This window comes from Vibrio sp. Scap24 (assembly GCF_013394185.1).
Taxonomy (GTDB): domain Bacteria; phylum Pseudomonadota; class Gammaproteobacteria; order Enterobacterales; family Vibrionaceae; genus Vibrio; species Vibrio pomeroyi.
In genome coordinates, this window is the sequence record NZ_CP041332.1 from 683,903 (window position 1) to 703,295 (window position 19,393).

General features: G+C 44.9%; 21 protein-coding genes. 3 read left to right on the plus strand and 18 right to left on the minus strand.

Annotation, left to right across the window (positions count from 1 at the left end):
• Nucleotides 1-51: 51 nt before the first annotated feature.
• Complete coding sequence (locus FLM53_RS02690; protein WP_017632359.1) at nt 52-1,269, minus strand: ROK family protein; 1,218 nt, start codon at nt 1,267-1,269, stop codon at nt 52-54.
• Nucleotides 1,270-1,588: 319 nt separating this feature from the next.
• On the opposite strand from FLM53_RS02690, the gene pyk reads away from it, so the two are divergent.
• A complete protein-coding gene (gene pyk, locus FLM53_RS02695) occupies nt 1,589-3,034 on the plus strand; it encodes a pyruvate kinase (protein WP_176680167.1) in 1,446 nt (481 codons plus the stop codon).
• Nucleotides 3,035-3,169: 135 nt separating this feature from the next.
• On the opposite strand, the gene FLM53_RS02700 is transcribed toward pyk, so the two are convergent.
• Nucleotides 3,170-4,384, minus strand: coding sequence for a patatin family protein (locus FLM53_RS02700; protein ID WP_176680168.1), 1,215 nt, complete (start codon nt 4,382-4,384; stop codon nt 3,170-3,172).
• A 41-nt stretch (nt 4,385-4,425) separates the two neighbouring features.
• Nucleotides 4,426-4,515, minus strand: coding sequence for a YnhF family membrane protein (locus FLM53_RS02705; RefSeq protein ID WP_100214626.1), 90 nt, complete (start codon nt 4,513-4,515; stop codon nt 4,426-4,428).
• A gap of 145 nt (nt 4,516-4,660) precedes the next feature.
• On the opposite strand from FLM53_RS02705, the gene FLM53_RS02710 reads away from it, so the two are divergent.
• On the plus strand, nt 4,661-5,254 hold the full coding sequence (locus FLM53_RS02710; RefSeq protein ID WP_176680169.1) for an outer membrane beta-barrel protein: 594 nt from the start codon (nt 4,661-4,663) through the stop codon (nt 5,252-5,254).
• Between the two features lie 73 nt (nt 5,255-5,327).
• Here FLM53_RS02710 and FLM53_RS02715 read toward each other — a convergent pair whose 3' ends face one another.
• From FLM53_RS02715 to yceD, 15 genes are all read right to left on the minus strand, one after another.
• Nucleotides 5,328-5,732, minus strand: a complete 405-nt coding sequence (locus tag FLM53_RS02715; RefSeq protein ID WP_132761978.1) for a hypothetical protein — start codon at nt 5,730-5,732, stop codon at nt 5,328-5,330.
• 228 nt (nt 5,733-5,960) lie between these two features.
• A complete protein-coding gene (ptsG, locus tag FLM53_RS02720; protein WP_017630544.1) occupies nt 5,961-7,391 on the minus strand; it encodes a PTS glucose transporter subunit IIBC in 1,431 nt (476 codons plus the stop codon).
• Between the two features lie 444 nt (nt 7,392-7,835).
• Complete coding sequence (locus tag FLM53_RS02725; protein WP_176680170.1) at nt 7,836-8,603, minus strand: TatD family hydrolase; 768 nt, start codon at nt 8,601-8,603, stop codon at nt 7,836-7,838.
• Entirely contained in the window at nt 8,594-9,559 is a 966-nt protein-coding gene (locus tag FLM53_RS02730; RefSeq protein ID WP_176680171.1) for a DNA polymerase III subunit delta', read from the minus strand. Before FLM53_RS02730 ends, FLM53_RS02725 begins: the two co-directional genes overlap by 10 nt.
• A 6-nt stretch (nt 9,560-9,565) precedes the next feature.
• Nucleotides 9,566-10,198 (minus strand): dTMP kinase, encoded by a 633-nt coding sequence (gene tmk / locus FLM53_RS02735; RefSeq protein ID WP_176680172.1) that lies wholly within the window; start codon nt 10,196-10,198, stop codon nt 9,566-9,568.
• Nucleotides 10,199-10,208: 10 nt separating this feature from the next.
• Nucleotides 10,209-11,225: an endolytic transglycosylase MltG gene (mltG, locus tag FLM53_RS02740; RefSeq protein WP_132743046.1), complete on the minus strand. Its 1,017-nt coding sequence runs from the start codon at nt 11,223-11,225 to the stop codon at nt 10,209-10,211.
• Nucleotides 11,222-12,064 carry an aminodeoxychorismate lyase gene (gene pabC / locus FLM53_RS02745; protein WP_176680173.1) on the minus strand — a complete coding sequence of 281 codons (843 nt, stop codon included), beginning with the start codon at nt 12,062-12,064 and terminating at the stop codon, nt 11,222-11,224. The genes mltG and pabC overlap by 4 nt, the downstream gene beginning before the upstream one ends.
• Before the next feature lie 104 nt (nt 12,065-12,168).
• Nucleotides 12,169-13,413, minus strand: coding sequence for a beta-ketoacyl-ACP synthase II (gene fabF / locus FLM53_RS02750; RefSeq protein ID WP_017630538.1), 1,245 nt, complete (start codon nt 13,411-13,413; stop codon nt 12,169-12,171).
• A gap of 93 nt (nt 13,414-13,506) precedes the next feature.
• The gene (acpP, locus tag FLM53_RS02755; RefSeq protein WP_004737381.1) at nt 13,507-13,740 is read right to left on the minus strand and encodes an acyl carrier protein; all 234 of its coding nucleotides are present in this window, start codon (nt 13,738-13,740) and stop codon (nt 13,507-13,509) included.
• Nucleotides 13,741-13,906: 166 nt separating this feature from the next.
• A complete protein-coding gene (gene fabG, locus FLM53_RS02760; protein WP_026084209.1) occupies nt 13,907-14,641 on the minus strand; it encodes a 3-oxoacyl-ACP reductase FabG in 735 nt (244 codons plus the stop codon).
• Between the two features lie 25 nt (nt 14,642-14,666).
• Nucleotides 14,667-15,590 (minus strand): ACP S-malonyltransferase, encoded by a 924-nt coding sequence (fabD, locus tag FLM53_RS02765; protein ID WP_176680174.1) that lies wholly within the window; start codon nt 15,588-15,590, stop codon nt 14,667-14,669.
• Nucleotides 15,591-15,670: 80 nt separating this feature from the next.
• Nucleotides 15,671-16,621: a beta-ketoacyl-ACP synthase III gene (locus tag FLM53_RS02770; RefSeq protein ID WP_010437276.1), complete on the minus strand. Its 951-nt coding sequence runs from the start codon at nt 16,619-16,621 to the stop codon at nt 15,671-15,673.
• A gap of 5 nt (nt 16,622-16,626) precedes the next feature.
• Nucleotides 16,627-17,652 (minus strand): phosphate acyltransferase PlsX, encoded by a 1,026-nt coding sequence (gene plsX / locus FLM53_RS02775; protein ID WP_017062152.1) that lies wholly within the window; start codon nt 17,650-17,652, stop codon nt 16,627-16,629.
• Between the two features lie 9 nt (nt 17,653-17,661).
• Nucleotides 17,662-17,832 carry a 50S ribosomal protein L32 gene (gene rpmF, locus FLM53_RS02780; RefSeq protein WP_004737376.1) on the minus strand — a complete coding sequence of 57 codons (171 nt, stop codon included), beginning with the start codon at nt 17,830-17,832 and terminating at the stop codon, nt 17,662-17,664.
• Nucleotides 17,833-17,867: 35 nt separating this feature from the next.
• Nucleotides 17,868-18,395, minus strand: coding sequence for a 23S rRNA accumulation protein YceD (gene yceD, locus FLM53_RS02785; RefSeq protein WP_017630536.1), 528 nt, complete (start codon nt 18,393-18,395; stop codon nt 17,868-17,870).
• 149 nt (nt 18,396-18,544) lie between these two features.
• On the opposite strand from yceD, the gene FLM53_RS02790 reads away from it, so the two are divergent.
• On the plus strand, nt 18,545-19,126 hold the full coding sequence (locus tag FLM53_RS02790) for a nucleoside triphosphate pyrophosphatase (RefSeq protein WP_176680175.1): 582 nt from the start codon (nt 18,545-18,547) through the stop codon (nt 19,124-19,126).
• Nucleotides 19,127-19,393: the final 267 nt, after the last annotated feature.

Here is a 19,393-nt window from a genome sequence, read left to right on the forward strand (position 1 = left end):
GCTTAAGTACATGGAAAGATTTGGGGTAAGGCTAAAAGAAGAGAAAAAGAGTTAGCCTTCAATAACTTTCATTAACAGCTGACCGTCATACAAGGCCTGCTTAATAAGTGCAGCGCCTGGCATGGTTGCCTGCTTATAGAATCGAGATTCCACCAGCTCTAAGTCTTGATGGTAAACCGATAAACTCTGCTCTTCGATACACTTTTGAATCGCAGGGTACAACACGCTCTTAGCCTGATTAATAACACCACCGACCAAGATTTTCTCTGGGTTAAACAGATTAATCACAATAGCAATCGCAGAGCCTAAGTAACGACCTAACTGTTCAATCACTTCAACAGCCAGAGGGTCGCCATCAGCCGCAGCAGCACAGATTTGCTCAATCGTAACATCCTCAAACACAGTCAGCGTTGATTCTTCACCATTGGCTAATCGCTCTTTCACTTGCTCACGGATCGCCTGTGAACTCGCGACCGTTTCTAAACAGCCTCGGTTACCACAATGGCAAAGCTTGCCCTCTTTATCGATCTGGATATGACCCAGTTCACCGATGTTACCGTGACGCCCTTGAAGAACGCGGCCATCAAGAATGATCCCGGCACCTAAACCATGGTGAATCGAGATAAGAACAGAGTTGTCGTTGTCTTGTGAGTTACCAAACAGCTTTTCTGCTAGTGCCCAGGCTCGGGTGTCATTGGCAATAAAGACTGGTAGACCGGTTTCTTTGTAGATCTCCGGACCCAACGCTAAGTTTTCAACGTTGTAATGCGGCATTTGCAACACAATACCTTGCTCTGAATTCACCAGACCTGGCAGTGTGATGGCAATGCTCGTTACCCTGTCGAGTTGCTCGGCATAGGTTTGGAAGAACTCATCGATTTCATGGAGAAGACGTGCAAGCACATCATCTTGATCACGTTCGTGAATATCAATTTTGGTATCGATAAGCACATCGCCGCCCAATTCATGGAGCGCTATCGTGAGGTAACCACGACCAAGACGCATCGACAAAAATTGCCAACCTTCGTTATTGGTTTGCAGACCGACAGCAGGACGCCCACGAGTCGTGGCTTCTTGAACCGTGGTTTCGTGAATAAGGTGAGCTTCAATGAGTTCACGGGTAATTTTAGTAATACTCGCCGGAGCCAACTCACTTTGCTTGGACAGATCGATACGAGAAATAGGACCTTTAAGGTCAATTAGTTTATATACACGACCAGCATTGACCTGTTTGATATGATCAATATGGCCCGGTTGAGCCATGTACATTTTACGCTCCAGAAATCATCAACGAGGTAATTTTTTTACTTTGCGAAGTAATTGTGAAGTCACTTGGTATATCGCCGTGACCAGTATCACGTATATACATGAATCTTTGTGTATCGAGTCAAATAGTTCGAGGAAAATTAACACCCACATCGATAAATCGAGACTTAATTTTCATAAAAAAACATCGCGCTTGAGTCCTGAATTCAATAATTAGAGGCAAATCAAGAAATATCCTCCTAGCTCCCAATAAATTATCAATTAATGCATATACTTAATTCAGTCTTGTAAAAGATTACTTGGTCTCACTCTAGGAGTATTCATGACAGCCGAATTAAGAAAAACGAAAATCGTCACAACGCTAGGCCCTTCAACAGATAAAGGCAACGTGCTTGAAGAAATCATCAAAGCCGGTGCCAATATCGTCCGTATGAACTTTTCTCACGGCAGCAGCGACGACCATATCCAGCGCGCAGAAAAAGTCAGAGCGATAGCAAAAAGACTCGGCACTCAAATCGCCATTCTCGGAGACTTACAAGGTCCCAAGATTCGTGTGTCGACATTTAAAGATGGCAAAATCCAACTTGCCGTAGGCGACCTGTTCACTCTCGATAGCAGCCTAGGTTTAGGCGAAGGTAACCAAGAAGCTGTTGGCCTTGATTATAAAGAACTGCCTAACGACGTATCCGCCGGCGATATCCTGTTGCTTGACGATGGTCGTGTTCAACTCAAAGTAACCAAAGTCGAAGGTTGTCGCGTTCATACCGAAGTCATCATTGGCGGCCCACTCTCAAATAACAAAGGCATCAACAAAAAAGGTGGTGGCCTTTCTGCAGAGGCACTGACCGACAAAGACAAACGAGACATCGTCACCGCCGCTCAGATTCAAGTCGATTACCTAGCTGTCTCTTTCCCACGTAACGGTGAAGACATGCACTATGCTCGCCAATTGGCACGAGAAGCAGGGTTAGAAGCTCACCTCGTGGCTAAAGTCGAGCGAGCAGAGACAGTTGCGACCGTGGAGAACATGGATGACATCATAATGGCCTCAGATGTGGTCATGGTGGCCCGTGGTGACCTCGGAGTGGAAATAGGTGACCCAGAGTTGGTCGGGGTACAAAAACAGCTTATACGCCGTGCTAGAGCACTTAACCGAACAGTAATCACTGCAACTCAAATGATGGAGTCGATGATCTCCGCACCAATGCCAACTCGTGCCGAAGTGATGGACGTTGCCAACGCGGTATTAGATGGTACCGATGCCGTGATGCTTTCAGGTGAAACCGCTGCGGGTGATTACCCTGTCGAAACCGTGAAATCCATGGCCGAAGTGTGTATCGGTGCTGAAAAGATGGCGGGCATTAACCAATCGAATTACCGTATTGACCGAACCTTTGTTACGGCAGAAGAAACCGTTTCGATGGCAACTATCTATTCCGCGAACCACATGGAAGGCATCAAGGGCGTGGTGACGCTTACTGAGTCCGGACGCACAGCTTTGATGATGTCACGACTCAGTGCCGACATGCCTATCTACGCGCTGTCTCGTAACGAAGGAACGCTAAATCGCTGTACTCTATACCGAGGCGTGACACCTATCTACTTCGAAACTGAAGCCGAAGACAGCTTTGATATTGCACTATCGACTCTTGCTTGCCTGAAAGAAGCAGGGCACCTAAAATTTGGTGACTTAGTGATCGTCACTCAAGGTGACATTATGGATGTCGCGGGCTCAACCAACTGTATGCGAATCTTACCTGTCACCTAATCTCTGAACACTAGAGGTTTACATACATAACAAGTTAATAAGCACACAAAAAAGGGTTATCGAACCAAGTTCAATAACCCTTTTTCTTTTTGAATAGAGTGAGCCAACCACTCGTTAATTTTCCAATTTCAAATATCACTTATCCGTGGCACTGGTTGCCAACTTTGGTATGTGTGAATTGCGCGCATTCTTTGTTGATGTATAGGTTTCGACAAATCGGTATCCAGCTTCTAGTCCTAGGTCGTAATCATGCAACAAGTCTTCTTTATCACTCATTAATGAACTCGACTTTAGTGGTTTGCTAGGTGCTATCTGTACCACAAACGCGTCGTCTGGCGGAGAGTTTAAAAAATCTTGGGTTAAGGAGTATGTTTGGTAATGCACCATCAACATGTCCGCCAAACCTGAATCAAATTTATCACCGATTAAATGACTTAAGCGGTAGATATCGTCAGCGCCAAATAACCACCGACCACCATTGAGCAGATCCAAATGTCCACGATCGCGCTTCTGCTCTTTAGAACGCATAATTTGTTGTTGGAAGAAAGAAGTCCAATCGGTTTTCCATTGTTCCACTTTCTGTTGCCAGTGATCTTGAACACTGTCGAAAGACTCTCTGAACCATTCCAGCTCTTCCGCTGATATAGGCTTAGGCGCTTTCACTGCGGTGCTGCGATTAGGAGCCTCAACCAAGAGTTCACCTCCCTCCTCGACCACAGGTTCAGTACGAATCACAACAATAGAGCGAGCTTGCCTACGCCAGGCTTCTTGAACTGGGATACAAGCAGACACACCACCGTCAACATAAGCACTATCGCCAATAAAGATCTCATCATTGTACAAACGAGGAATCGCACAGGTGGCAATCATCACCTTGTACCAATCTTCTCCCAATAACGGAAAGTAGTGATCGCGTAGATCTTTAGAATCTGTCACTGCCGCATAGAAATGTCTGTCGCCTAAGGTTTGTCGCCCTAAATCGAGATCCAGCTTATAGGGGTAAGCCATGATTTGTTCTAAGGCCCACTCTAATCCCAGATTCTTCCTGTGTCGTATATAGGAGAAGATATTGAAGAATTCTGGTGAGGTGGTGAGGTCGAGCACGAAAGAGCGGCCAAGGCCTTTATCGCGGCAAAGGTACGCACATAGGTTAAGGGCACCCGCAGAGGTACCAAAAAATTCATCGAAGGGGTCAAAATTAGAAAGAAGAAAAGCATCCAGCACACCTGAAGTAAAAATACTTCTCTGTCCGCCACCTTGAGCGACCAGTGCTGTTTTTCCAGCAATAAACTTAGCGTAGTAATCCAAGTCTATTGCTGTATCAATATTAGTTACAAGCCCACTATTCATTAGTCCCTGAGTATCAAAACTCAGCCTCGCAATAGATGGTATTAACTACCAATCGCAATAAAGCCAAATGAAAGAATGATCATGTAAATAAACACGGTAATTTGTAGGGCATTTTTCAGATTATGGTCCATAGACACCTCTGGCTTATTATTAATTTGTCGAGTCTCTATTTAAGTACTATCAGGTGTGTGAAGTATCTTCAAGAATCGTCGAAATTAGTCGCACAATATTGATGTAACCATCACAATTAGTAAGTGTATGGATAAGGATATACTCATGAATAACAAAGCAAATATGATAGCGCTTATCGCGCTTTTCTCTGTATCGAGCGTGTATGCTTCGCCGGAGATCATCATTACCCCAATGGTGGGTTATACCGGCGGTGGTAGTGTCGAAGACCAGGATGGCAAAACCTACGACATGAAAGCGTCTGAAAACTACACCTTTGCCATTGAAACACCACTTGATAAAGGTCGTATCGGCTTTTTCTATTCTAACCAGAGCTCTGAGCTAGAAACGCTCAACCTAAGCTCCTCCATCCAATACCTGCACTTGCAAAGTAGTATCTACTACCCGGCTTCGCCTGTGTTATCTGGCTACCTTGGATTAGGTCTTGGTGCTTCTTACGTGGATGTTGACTGGGCGAAAGATAAGTATGGCTTCTCGACCTCTATCTTTGGCGGCTTGGAATACAAATTCAGCGAGCGTTTAGCGCTCAACACCCAAGTGCGTTGGTTGGGCACGGTTGTTGATAACGACACATCCGGTGTGTGTAACATCCCTAGCACAGGTCAAGACTGTATTATCCGCTTTGATACTGATTGGATGAATCAATTCCAAGCCAATGTCGGACTGAGTTTTACGTTCTAATTACTGTAGCTGATAAAACGAAAAAGCCAGCTCGATGCTGGCTTTTTCATTATAAAAACGGTGTAAGTTCATTTTAGAACTTATAAGTCACACCCAGTGCACCACCGACTTGCAGCTCAACGCCTTTGTACATGTCTAGCTCAGGGTGAACTTGTGCGTAAGCATTCCAGCCTTCGTAGAAATTCACTTTCACGCCTAATGGCAAACGCAAGCCAAAATCGTCATTCCATTCAGCCCAAGCACCCGCGCCGACGTACCAGCTCAACGGAGCTTCAGTCTCGAACTGACCTCGCTTCCAGATGTAATCAAATGCAGCGCCGTCATTACCAATGGTGACACGGTATTTCTGGTCAAACTCAACAACGGCACTCAGATCTTGGTCAACGGCTAGACCAACTTCTAACGCAGGAGCTTCAGAAGCGTGAGCTAACGAGGCAAGGCTGCCGCACATAAGGCCAATCAAGTAACGATGTTTCATAATATTCTCAGAATGTGTTTAAAAACGGTAGATTACTTAAATCACAACGGATGTTGTCATCATAAAGTTAAAGATAAGAGGTACCCAAAGCGGGTAATAGAGCATCAGAACATCGATCTGTTCAATAACTGATTGAGTACAAAAGAATAAGTGCAGGAAGGACTTTCATAAGGCAGAAAACAAAAAAGGAGGCCTCTCGGCCTCCTTTCAATTTATTGAATCAGTGAATTAACCGTTGTTACGGATCCACTCATCCATGTCTGTCTTAAGGTTGTCAGACTTAGTACCGAAGATAGCTTGAACGCCACCAGCAACTACAACAACACCAGCTGCGCCTAGTTTCTTCAGTTTGTCTTGGTCAACAACTGCTGTATCAGCAACTGCAACACGTAGACGAGTAATACAAGCGTCAAGACCAGTGATGTTCGCTTTGCCACCGAATGCAGCAACTAGCTCACCAGCAAGTTCAGAACCAGTCGCAACTGACTCTTCTTCAGTCTCGTCTTCGCGGCCTGGAGTTTTAAGGTCTAGAGCTTTAATCACAGTGCGGAATACGATGTAGTAAATTGCAGCGTAAGCAATACCACATACAACCATTAGGCCCATCTTAGACGCGTTGCCAGATAGAACTAGGAAGTCGATTAGACCGTGTGAGAAAGATGTACCGTGTACAAAACCTAGAGTGTTCGCAAGAACGTAAGCAGAACCAGCTAGTAGAGCGTGGATTGCGTACAGTACAGGAGCAACGAATAGGAATGAGAATTCGATTGGTTCAGTGATACCCGTTAGGAATGAAGTTAACGCAGCAGAAGCCATGATACCCATTACTTTAGCGCGGTTTTCAGGCTTAGCTGAGTGTGCAATAGCGATTGCAGCAGCAGGTAGACCGAACATCTTGAACATGTAACCACCAGCTAGCTGACCGAAGCCATTGCCCGCTGCACGAGATGCGTCATCAGCAACTAGGTAACAAGTAAGAACACCGTTTTGAGTTTCGCCAGCAGCGTTTACACAAGTACCAGCTTCAAAGAAGAAAGGTACGTTCCAAACGTGGTGAAGACCAAATGGAATCAGAGAACGCTCAACGATACCGTAGATACCAAACGCCACTTGTGGGTTTTGGTGAGCAGCCCAATCAGAGAACGCAGAGATTGCGCCGCCAACAGGTGGCCATACGATAGATAGTAGGATTGCTAGACCAATCGCAGAGAAACCTGTGATGATTGGCACAGCACGCTTACCAGCGAAGAAGCCAAGGTACTCTGGTAGTTGAATACGGAAGAAACGGTTGAATGCCCAAGCAGCAACACCACCGACTAGGATACCACCTAGTACACCAGTATCGATTTTATCAACGCCCATTACACCAGCCATTACGCCAAGTGTAGCAGTCATGATGCCGTAACCAACGATTGCAGCTAGACCAGCTACACCATCGTTGTTAGTAAAGCCAAGTGCAACACCTACTGCGAACAGTAGTGCCATTTGACCGAATACTGAACCACCAGCTTGTTCCATTAAGTTTGAAACGATTTCTGGAATGAAAGGAAGATCTGCTGCACCGACACCTAGCAAAATACCCGCAACTGGTAAAACTGATACTGGAAGCATCAGAGACTTACCAACTTTCTGCAGGCTAGCAAAAAGGTTCTTAAACATGTTTATGCTCCTGATAAAGATAAAATAATTATATGGGTACTAACGGCACACCCCCGTAGCCTATATGTTAGCACCCTGCGAAAATGTAACCATGTATTGCATTATATTTTCTGCCGCTAAATATATATTGATGGGGAACTAACTTTCTAGTCACTTACGAAATTTAGTTTCAAAACACGTCTTGGATCACATGTCAAATCAAGAAATGCAATGCTTTACAAGAGTTTAATTTATTGAAATATATGGTTATTTTTAAAGAGCCCTATTATTTTACTGGGTAAATAAAATAGGAGCGAATGTTATTTTTAGTAACAAAATTACAAATGTTATAATTAGCGCTCTCAAGTTCAACATAATTCGTAAACATTAAAAAAAAACGCACTTTTGGTGATCAAAAACACAAAAAGGGAGCTTTCGCTCCCTTTTATTTGTTTACTTAGTTTTTTATCGCAAAAAAAGTTTTTGATAGTTTTTGGTCGTTTGTTCAGCAACCTCTTTCATCGACACACCTTTCAACTGCGCAATATAGGCCGCCACTTCCACGACATATGCAGGTTGATTCTGCTTTCCACGATATGGGATTGGTGCCAAGTATGGAGAATCTGTCTCAATCAGTAACCTATCTAGCGGCAGGTTCTTAACAACTTCTTTAAGTTCTGTTGCCTGCTTAAAGGTCACAATGCCTGAAATTGAGATATAGAAACCTAATTCCATTGCCGCTTCAGCGAACGCTTGATCTTCGGTAAAACAGTGGATCACACCACCACACTTCTCTGCACCACCATCACGCAAAATCGCGAGAGTGTCTTCACGCGCGTTACGTGTATGGATGATCAAAGGCTTGTTCAGCTCTACGGCCAACGCGACATGTTGCTTGAATCGCAGTTGTTGCAATTCCGCCGTCTCTGGTTGGTAGTGGTAATCTAAACCTGTCTCACCAATCGCGACGACTTTTGGGTTACTCGCGTATTCACGCATTCTCTCTAAGCAAAAATCACTCTCTACATCGAGAGGATGAACGCCACAAGACGCTTTAACGTTATCAAACGGCGAGATCATCTCGAGCATATTTTCAAACGAATCCAGTGTCACACCAACAGACAACAGCTGGTCTACGTTTGCTGCCTTCGCCTTGTTCACAACATCTTCTACGCTTGTGTGTAAATCTTGGTAATCCAGTTTGTCTAAATGACAGTGGGAATCTACGAACATGTTTCCTCGCAAGTGGCTATCAGCCAATTCATTATGAGTAGCTCCGTATTGAGCCCAGGGTGTTGCTTTAACTGCTCAATCAATGTGAGCAGCTTATTCGATGCTGCGTAAGCACTTTGATAAGACATCACCTCAACCAGTGCTTTCGCGCTAGGAGTGATAGCCTGATTCGCCAAGCCAAAATGCAGCTTCTGTACGTCAGACAATAAGTGCCATAGCCAACCCAATTGAGTCAAAGGGTCTTTGCTAAGCTCTGTCGAGAATTTTAGCATGTCAGGTTGAGTGCCCTTGATGACATTAACAAAGCCATCGAGCGCTTTGGTCGAAGCCTCTACCCCACCCTGCTCAAACATCGCCTTTGCTTTTAAAGGCGCGTTGTCATTGAGCGCTAAAATATATTGTGGAACAACCTTACCAACTTCACCATCTAACCAAGCCGACCCTGCCTCCAACTGTGGGCTTACCACATTAAATTGTTGGCAACGGCTAATGATAGTCGGCATCAAACGGTTACTGTTACGAGTAGAAAGAATGAAGATACACTTGCTTGATGGCTCTTCCAGCGTTTTCAACAACGCGTTAGAAGCAGACTCATTCATTGCCTCTGCCGGGTTAAGCAAGATAACGCGTAAGCCACCTAACTGAGATGACTCTTGAGCCCAGCGGTTACTGGCACGCACTTGATCAACGGTGATCGACTTACCTTCTTTCTCTGGTGAGATAACATGAAAATCAGGATGACTGCCCGACTTCATCAATTCACAGCTATGACAAAACCCGCACGACTCACTTTCGTAGTTAGTGCACATTAATGCTGCGGTAAGTTGATCAATCAACGCATCAACGCCAAGTCCTTCCGGCGCATTAACAATCACCGAATTAGGAAAACGCTCAGCATCGAGACTTTTTTTCCACTCATTCCATACGGGAGTGAGCCAAGAATACACTTCAGCCATGACTACCTACTGTTTGTCGAGCCAAGCACCAAGCGCTTGCTTAATATCCGCAGCCACTTGATCGATCTCTTGTTGTGCGTTAATCACAAGCACCGAATCATCTTGTGCGGCAATCTCAAGGTAACGCTCGCGTGTACGATCGAAGAATGAGATATCCATCTTTTCGATTCTATCTAGCTCACCACGACCTCGTGCGCGCTCAAGCCCTACTCTAGGGTCTAAGTCCAAGTATAGGGTTAGATCAGGCTTAAAGTCGCCTAGCGTGGTTGCTTTCAATGATTCCATCGTAGTGCGTGCGATCTGACGACCTCCCCCTTGATAAGCCTGAGAAGACATATCATGGCGATCACCCAATACCCACTTACCACTGTCTAGTGCAGGCTTAATCACGTTTTCTACTAATTGAACGCGTGCCGCGTACATCAGCAGTAACTCAGTCATGTCTTGAAGCTTTTCGCCTTCGTGCTCTTCTTTAACCAGTGAACGCATCTTTTCTGCCAACACGGTACCGCCCGGTTCACGAGTGTTGACGAGTTCTTCTACACCAGATGCTTTCAATGTTTCTACGATGGCATTGATTGCAGTGCTTTTACCTGCGCCTTCAAGGCCTTCAACCACGATAAATTTCGACTGATTCATAATTCTTTCTTTATTTGTTTTTTCTTAATTGCTTTAAGTAAGCTCGTACTGCACGGTTGTGCTCAGCCAAACTCTTTGAAAATACGTGACCGCCCGTTCCGCTCGCAACAAAGTACAGGTAGTTGCTGTTCTCTGGGTTCAGAGCTGCATTAATCGACGCTCGACCCGCCATGGCAATCGGCGTAGGTGGCAAACCGCTCATTGTGTATGTGTTGTACGGCGTTGGTGTACGCAGATCTTTCTTACGGATATTACCTTTGTAACTGTCGCCCATGCCATAGATAACCGTTGGGTCAGTTTGCAGACGCATACGCTTGTTCAAACGGTTAACGAATACAGAAGATACACGCTCGCGCTCTGAAGCAACGGCGGTTTCTTTCTCAATGATAGACGCAAGAATCAGAGCTTCATACGGTGACTTAAGAGGCAGTTTATCAGCTCTGTTTTCCCATTCATCATTCACCACATTCATTAGGTCACGATGGGCGCGTTTCAATAAATCTAAATCGGTTGTGCCATAGGTGTAGTGATAGGTTTCCGCTAAGAAAAGACCTTCTAGCTTTTCATTTTCGATGCCCAGCTTTTCAGCGATCTCTTTTTCAGATACACCGTCCAACGTCTGTTGAATGAATTCATTGTCTTTTAGCTGCACTAGCCATTCATCAAAGCGACTGCCTTCAACGAAAGTAATTGTGAATTGGTGTTCTTTGCCCTCAACAAGTACTTGTAGCGCCTGCTCTAGGGTCAAACCCGGCTCTAGCAGAAATGTACCCGCTTTTACGTCAACCAGCTCAGGATGCAACTTACGTATTAATTTCTCGTAAGGAGAAGCCTCAAATAGCCCCTCATTTATCAACTGTGCTAGAACACGATTAAAGCTGCTGCCTGAAGCAACGGTTACGACCTGTGGTTTTTCTAATTGGATGACTTGTTTCAGGTTATCTTGCGCTTGGTTGTAAACATAGAACCCAGCAGCGCCCGCTGCGATTAGGCACAAGATAAGAAAAATAAATAACTTTTTAATCACGAGTTTAGTTGTCCTTGAAGGCTACGAGTAACGGTTCCAATGTTAAATTGGGTTTCACTAATACGGGTAACTGGGGCAACCCCTAAAATGGAGTTGGTCATGAAAACCTCATCAGCTTGCATGAGTTCAGATAAGCAATAGTCACTAATAGTAACGGAAAGTTCAGCTTGATTCAGCGCGGTTAACACTTGCTTACGCATAACCCCTGCGACGCCACTCTGCGTCAGTTGAGGTGTGAAAATGGTATCCCCTTTTCGCCAAAACAGATTAGCCATTGTGGTTTCAATGACATTGCCTGAAATATCAAGCACCACACCATCGACTTCATTAGCCTGATCCATTTCATCTTTCATCAAGATTTGCTCTAGGCGATTATTGTGCTTATGCCCGGCAAGCAGTGGGCTCAAACCTAAAACTTGTTGGCAAACACCGAGCTCAACACCAGAGTCTTGCCACGCTGAATAATGACTCGGAAAAGCAAACGTACTGATAGTGACCGTAGGTTTAGCGATATTCTTGGTGCTATAACCTCTGCCACCAGCGCCGCGACTAACGTGCAGCTTTATTCCTGCTTTTTCATCATGAGGCTTGCTTGTCCCATGAAGCGCATTGTTTTGGATATGTTGAAGCGCACTATCGAGCCAAACATTAACCACATCCCAATCAAGAGCAGAAATGCGTAACGCTTTCAGGCATTCATCGACACGACGCTGATGATCGTGAAAATGTTGAACCTGGCCACCTTGAACAAGCATGGTGGTAAAACAACCGTCTCCGTATTGAAACGAACGGTCCAAGATATCGACAGTTTGCTGGCTTTCTCCATCAACCCAAAACATGTTTTTCCCCATAAAAAGAAACGGCTCAATGCTAAAGCATCAAGCCGTTTAAAAACAAGTCTAATTGTGACTATCTACGAGTGTTTACGTCTTTAACAAGATGATTAAATCTTTTTGAAGATCAAACAGCCGTTTGTACCACCGAAACCGAATGAGTTACATGCAGCATATTCCATGTTGCTAACTTCACGCGCAGTGTGAGGTACTAAGTCAATATCTAAGCCTTCTTCAGGATCATCTAGGTTGATTGTTGGTGGAACAATTTGGTCAACCAGAGACATAGCCGTGATGATAGCTTCAGCAGAACCTGCAGCACCTAGAAGGTGACCAGTCATCGATTTCGTAGAAGAAACCAATACTTGCTTGCTGCCTGCTTCGCCAAGAGCACGCTTAATGCCCTTAACTTCCGCTACGTCACCCGCAGGAGTCGATGTACCGTGTGCGTTAACATAACCGATTTGTTCACCAGTAATGCCAGCATCACGCATAGCCGCTTCCATCGCTAGTGCACCACCAGAGCCATCTTCACTTGGAGATGTCATGTGGTAAGCGTCACCCGACATACCGAAGCCAACTAGCTCACAGTAAATCTTAGCGCCACGAGCTTTCGCATGTTCGTACTCTTCAAGAACCATCATGCCTGCACCGTCACCAAGAACGAAGCCGTCACGGCCTTTGTCCCATGGACGAGAAGCTTTTTGAGGCTCATCGTTACGAGTAGACAGTGCTTTAGCCGCACCAAAACCGCCCATACCTAGTGGTGTAGATGCTTTTTCAGCACCACCCGCTAGCATTGCGTCAGCATCGCCGTATGCAATCATACGTGCCGCGTGACCAATGTTATGTAGGCCAGTCGTACATGCAGTAGAGATCGCGATGTTTGGACCGCGTAGGCCGCGCATGATAGACATGTGACCAGCAATCATATTCACGATCGTCGACGGTACGAAGAACGGGCTAATCTTACGAGGACCTTTTTCAGTTAGAGCTTGGTGACCTGCTTCGATCAAACCAAGACCACCAATACCAGAACCGATTGCAACACCCACACGTGGAGCGTTTTCTTCAGTAATAGTTAGGGCTGAATCATCTAAAGCTTGAATACCTGCTGCGACGCCGTACTGGATGAACAAGTCCATCTTACGAGCATCTTTTTTAGACATATACTCTTCGCAGTTAAAGTCTTTAACTAGACCTGCAAAACGAGTTGAGAAATTGGTTGCATCAAAGTGCTCGATATTAACGATACCACTTTGACCAGCTAGCAGGGCTTTCCAAGAAGATTCTACAGTGTTGCCTACCGGTGACAACATACCCATGCCAGTGACAACTACACGACGCTTGGACACGATTTTACACTCCGGAGATTGAGGTGATTTAAGATGAGGATAGATGAGTTAGATAAAACACAGGCGGTCGAGGTGACCGCCTGGGAGAGATTATTACTGAGCGCTAGTTACGTAATCGATAGCTGCTTGAACAGTAGTAATTTTCTCAGCTTCTTCATCTGGGATTTCAGTGTCGAATTCTTCTTCTAGAGCCATTACTAGCTCAACTGTGTCTAGAGAATCTGCACCTAGGTCATCAACGAAAGAAGCTTCGTTTTTAACTTCAGCTTCGTCTACACCTAGCTGTTCAACAATGATTTTCTTTACGCGTTCTTCGAGGTTGCTCATTTTTTCTTTTCCTTTACAGAGTTCGCTTTATGCGATGTTTTCCGTAGTTTATTCAATCTATTGAAAGTTGCAAGGTCAACTTTTCTGGTCAAACCACAATTTTCACGATTTTAACCGAAATTACGTATGATCTTGACTTAAATCATGCACAAATGTTGCACATAATTTACACCATGTACATACCGCCATTGACGTGAAGTGTTTCACCTGTGATATAAGCTGCCGCAGGTGACGCCAAAAATACCACAGCTTCAGCGATTTCGCGAGGGTCACCTAGTCGACCTGCTGGTACATTCGCCAAAGTTGCTGCACGTTGGTCATCATTTAGCGCTTTAGTCATATCAGTTTCGATGAAACCAGGAGCAACAGTGTTCACTGTAACGCCACGAGATGCAACTTCACGAGCCATTGATTTAGTAAAACCAATTACACCAGCTTTAGCAGCTGCGTAGTTAGCTTGACCAGCGTTACCCATAGTACCTACTACAGAACCAACGTTAACGATACGGCCTTGACGCTTCTTCATCATGCCACGCAATACAGCTTTAGACATGCGGAAGATAGGCGTTAGGTTAGTATCGATGATGTCATTCCATTCGTCGTCTTTCATACGCATAAGAAGGTTATCACGAGTGATACCTGCGTTGTTAACTAGAATGTCAATCGCACCGAACTCATCGTTGATGGTTTTCAGTGTAGCTGCAATTGAGTCAACATCCGTTACGTTAAGAGCAAGACCTTTACCGTTCTCACCAAGGTACTCGCTGATTGCAGCAGCGCCGCCTTCAGACGTAGCAGTACCGATAACTTTAGCACCACGCTCAACTAAAAGTTCAGCGATTGCACGACCGATGCCACGGCTTGCGCCTGTAACGAGTGCAACTTTGCCTTCTAAATTCATCATAACTTCTCTATTAAGTGGTTATTTACTTAGCAGCTTCTAGTGATGCAGTGTCATTAACTGCAGCAGCTGTCATAGTTTTTACGATTCGTTTTGTTAGACCAGTAAGAACCTTACCTGGACCTAATTCTAATAGCTTCTCAACGCCTTGCTCGTTCATTGCTTGTACGCCTTCTGTCCAACGAACTGGGCTGTATAGCTGACGAACAAGTGCGTCTTTAATTTTTGCAGGATCTGTTTCAGCAATAACATCAACGTTATTAATAACAGGTAGTGCTGGCGTGTTGAATTCTAGAGCTTCTAGAGCAACCGCTAGCTTGTCTGCTGCAGGTTTCATCAGTGCACAGTGAGATGGCACAGAAACAGGTAAAGGAAGTGCACGCTTAGCGCCCGCTTCTTTACATAGTGCACCAGCACGCTCTACTGCTGCTTTGTTACCAGCGATAACAACTTGGCCTGGCGAGTTAAAGTTAACTGGCGACACAACTTCGTCTTGCGCAGCTTCTTCACACGCTTTAGCAATCGCTTCATCATCTAGACCGATGATTGCGTACATTGCACCAACACCCGCTGGCACTGCTTCTTGCATCAGTTGACCACGTAGTTCAACCAGCTTGATCGCTTCTTTAAAGTCGATAACGCCAGCACATACTAGTGCAGAGTATTCTCCTAGGCTGTGACCTGCTAGGTTTACAGGTTGCTCTAGACCAAGCTCTTGCCAAACACGCCAAATTGCAACAGACGCTGTTAATAGAGCCGGTTGAGTGCGGAAAGTTTCATTTAGATTTTCTACTGGACCATCTTGAACCAATGCCCATAGATCGTAACCAAGTGCTTCTGAAGCTTCAACAAATGTTTGTTTAACAACATCATACTGTTCGCCTAGGTCAGCAAGCATACCGATAGCTTGAGAGCCTTGGCCTGGGAATACGATAGCAAACTTGCTCATTGTAATTATCCTTTAAGCAAAGCAAAAAATTGAATAAGGCACATAAGTTATGTGCCTTGTTTGTTGATTATCGCTTGAGGTTAGAATTTAACTAACGCAGAACCCCAAGTGAAGCCGCCACCAAAGGCTTCAAGAAGAAGCGTTTGACCACGTTTAATTCGCCCGTCGCGAACAGCCTCATCAAGTGCTGTTGGTACGGTAGCTGCCGACGTATTGCCGTGCTTATCAAGGGTAATTACCACTTGATCAAGCGACATTGTCAGCTTTTTAGCCGTTGCCGAGATAATACGGTAGTTCGCTTGGTGTGGAACTAACCAATCAAGCTCTGACTTATCCATATTATTCGCAGCTAATGTGTCTTTAACTAGCTTAGAAAGCTGAGTTACCGCCACTTTGAATACTTCGTTGCCCGCCATGTGCAGCCATTTGTCTGCATCACCGCCGCGCTCTGGTACTTCTAAGCTTAGAAGCTCACCATATTTACCATCAGAGTAAATGTGAGTAGACAAAATACCTGGCTCTTCGCTTGCGCCTACAACCACCGCGCCTGCTGCATCACCAAATAGGATGATAGTAGAGCGGTCAGTCGGATCACAGGTTTTTGACAGTGCATCCGCACCAATTACCAAAACGTTCTTACACATGCCAGTCTTGATGTGTTGGTCAGCAACAGACAGTGCGTAAACAAAACCAGAACACGCTGCAGCTAAATCAAACGCAGGGCAACCTTTAATACCAAGCTTACCTTGTACCTGACATGCCGAAGACGGGAATGTATGGCTACTGCTGGTTGTCGCAACGATGATTAAATCTATATCTTCTTTGTCGATACCTGCCATTTCAATGGCATTCTCAGCAGCGTAAAACGCCATATCAGCAACGGTTTCGTTTTCCGCTGAAATACGACGCTCTTTAATACCTGTTCTAGCAACAATCCACTCATCGCTAGTCTCTACCATTTTCTCTAAGTCTGCGTTTGTACGCACCTGAGATGGCAAGTAGCTGCCAGTACCTAAAATTTTGCTATACATGAAGACTAATAATGCCTCTCGAGTAAAACCGCTTCCAAACGATCGCTAATGCGGCTGGGGACTTGTCGTTTGACCTCGTGTACTGCTTCACCAATCGCGTTGACGACTGCAGACACATCAGCACTTCCATGACTTTTAATGACAATGCCGCGCAATCCTAACAAACTTGCGCCGTTATACTGGTCGGGGTTCAAGGTTTTTAATTCAGTAAATAGCTCAGAAAACAACATTCTGGCTATCCAACCCTTTATTGTTGAAGCCATCATGCGCGTTTTTAGCTTATCAATAAAGAGCTGAGCTGTACCTTCGCACGTTTTTAAGCAGACATTGCCCACAAAACCATCACATACGACGACATCAGCAGCATCTTGAAGTAATTGATTACCTTCAATATAGCCTATGAAGTTCACAGACTGAGTGTTCGACAACATTTCAGCGCATCGTTTTACAAGGTCATTGCCTTTGATTTCTTCTGCACCGATATTCAAGATGGCGACACGTGGAGCGCGACCTAAATGTTGTTCCGCTAATGCACTGCCCATTACGGCAAACTGAAAGAGTGAATCCGCGTCACTAGAAACGTTCGCCCCTAAATCAAGCATCCATGTGCGATTCCCTGATGCGGTAGGCAAAGCTGAAACCAATGCAGGCCTATCAATACCAGGAAGGAGTTTAAGTCGGAAACGGGACAAAGCCATCAGTGCGCCAGTGTTACCACCACTCACACAAGCATCAGCCTGTGATTCGGCAACCAGATCGATAGCGGCACGCATAGAACTGCCCTGACTATTACGTAAGGCTAGTGAAGGTTTTTCAGAATTGGAAATAACTCGATCACAATGCTGGATGCTCAAACGAGAATCAGGCATTCGACCTAATGAAGATAATTGAGATGTGATCGCGTTTCGATCACCTATGAGAATGACTTTTAGCTCTGGGAAATACGACAGTGCCTGCACGGCGGCAGGCACTGTTACACGAGGACCGAAGTCCCCGCCCATTGCATCAAGCGCAACGGTTAGATTTTGCAAAGGTCAACCTTACTTGTTGATAACCTTTTTGCCGCGGTAGAAACCTTCGGCAGTCACGTTGTGACGTAGGTGAGTTTCACCTGAAGTTGCGTCTACAGAAAGTGCAGCTGTAGTTAGTGCATCGTGTGAACGACGCATGCCACGCATTGAACGTGATTTCTTGCTCTTTTGTACGGCCATTGACCCTACTCCTATGTAAATTCTTAAAGAAGCTGTTACTTCTTCAAGCTTTTTAAAACATCAAATGGATTCGGCTTTTTATCTTCCTCAATTTCTTCAGGAAGTTCGCCAAACACCAAATTATTTGAGTTAACGCTACAGTCCGCATCGTCGTGCATTGCTATTTGTGGCAATCCAAGGATGAACTCGTCTTCAACTAATTGAATCAGGTCTAACTCACCGTACTCGTTCAGATCTACCAAATCGTACTCTTCCGGTGCTTCCTCTTCACTTTTCTCACTGTAAACAGGAGTATAAGTAAATTGGACATCGCACTCATGTGCGAAAACCTCATTACAACGTTGACACTCTAAATCGACTTCGACGTTAGCTTTACCAGAGATAACGACTAATCGTTGTTCATCAAGCCCAAATGACATTGAGACTTGCGCGTCACGTTTTACGCCTTCAGTTGCTTCAGTTAAACGCTTTAAAAGACTGACTTGAATGATGCCATTCATATCCAGTCGTTTTTGAGCCGTTCTTGCCGGATCAACTGTACGCGGTATTTTTTCCTTTTGCATAGGGCGCGAATCTTATCTTCCAAATCATGTTTAGTCAAAGGAAATGGCAAAAAAAATGTACTTTCCTGCCTTTCCTATTCAGAGCATTATGAATAGCAGGACAAGTTACGTTATCCTGAGATAAATGCTTCCTTGAATTGTAAATTAAAATGAGAAATTACCAACTAGTTTTAGCCTCTACATCACCATTTAGGCAAGAGATCCTCAAAAAACTACAGTTAAGCTTCATTACTGCTAAACCAGACTGCGATGAAACGCCGCTTTCAAATGAGACGCCTCAACAGTTAGTCATGCGCCTTGCCGAGACCAAAGCTAAGTCTTGCGCGGTAGAGCAACCGAGCTTGGTGATTGGTTCTGATCAAGTTTGTGTGATTGATGGAGAGATCATTGGTAAGCCACATACTCGTGAAAAAGCAATTGAACAGCTATCTCGTCAAAGCGGTAAGAGCATCACTTTCTATACTGGTCTTTCGGTTTGGAACAGCGAGACCAACAAAGCTGACACGCGTCTCGACACCTTCATCGTTCATTTTCGTGATTTAACCGAGCAGCAGATCGTCTCTTATGTTGAGAAGGAAGAGCCTTATTACTGCGCGGGCAGTTTTATGTGTGAAGGGTTAGGTATTGCGTTATTTAAGCAAATGGAAGGCAAAGATCCGAACACCCTAATCGGTCTACCACTGATCGACTTAGTCGATATGCTTGAAGTACAAGGAATGAGTGTGCTTTAACTAGCGCTTATCATACTTAAGGAGATTCCCTATTCCTTCCTTCGTCAGTCCAGGGAATGACGGAAACTAATAATTACAGTCCTGAGGGCTTCTAGTTATTTAGTCATGCTTAATTCATGTGTCGTCATCCTCAAGAGCGAGGAACGAGCGAGTTGGGGATCTCTTGCAATTTACACAAACAAAAAAGGTTGACGATATTCGTCAACCTTTATCATTTTCAGATAGCTGATACTAAATTCCGAAAGAGTGCTCCCTCTCGTATCTCGT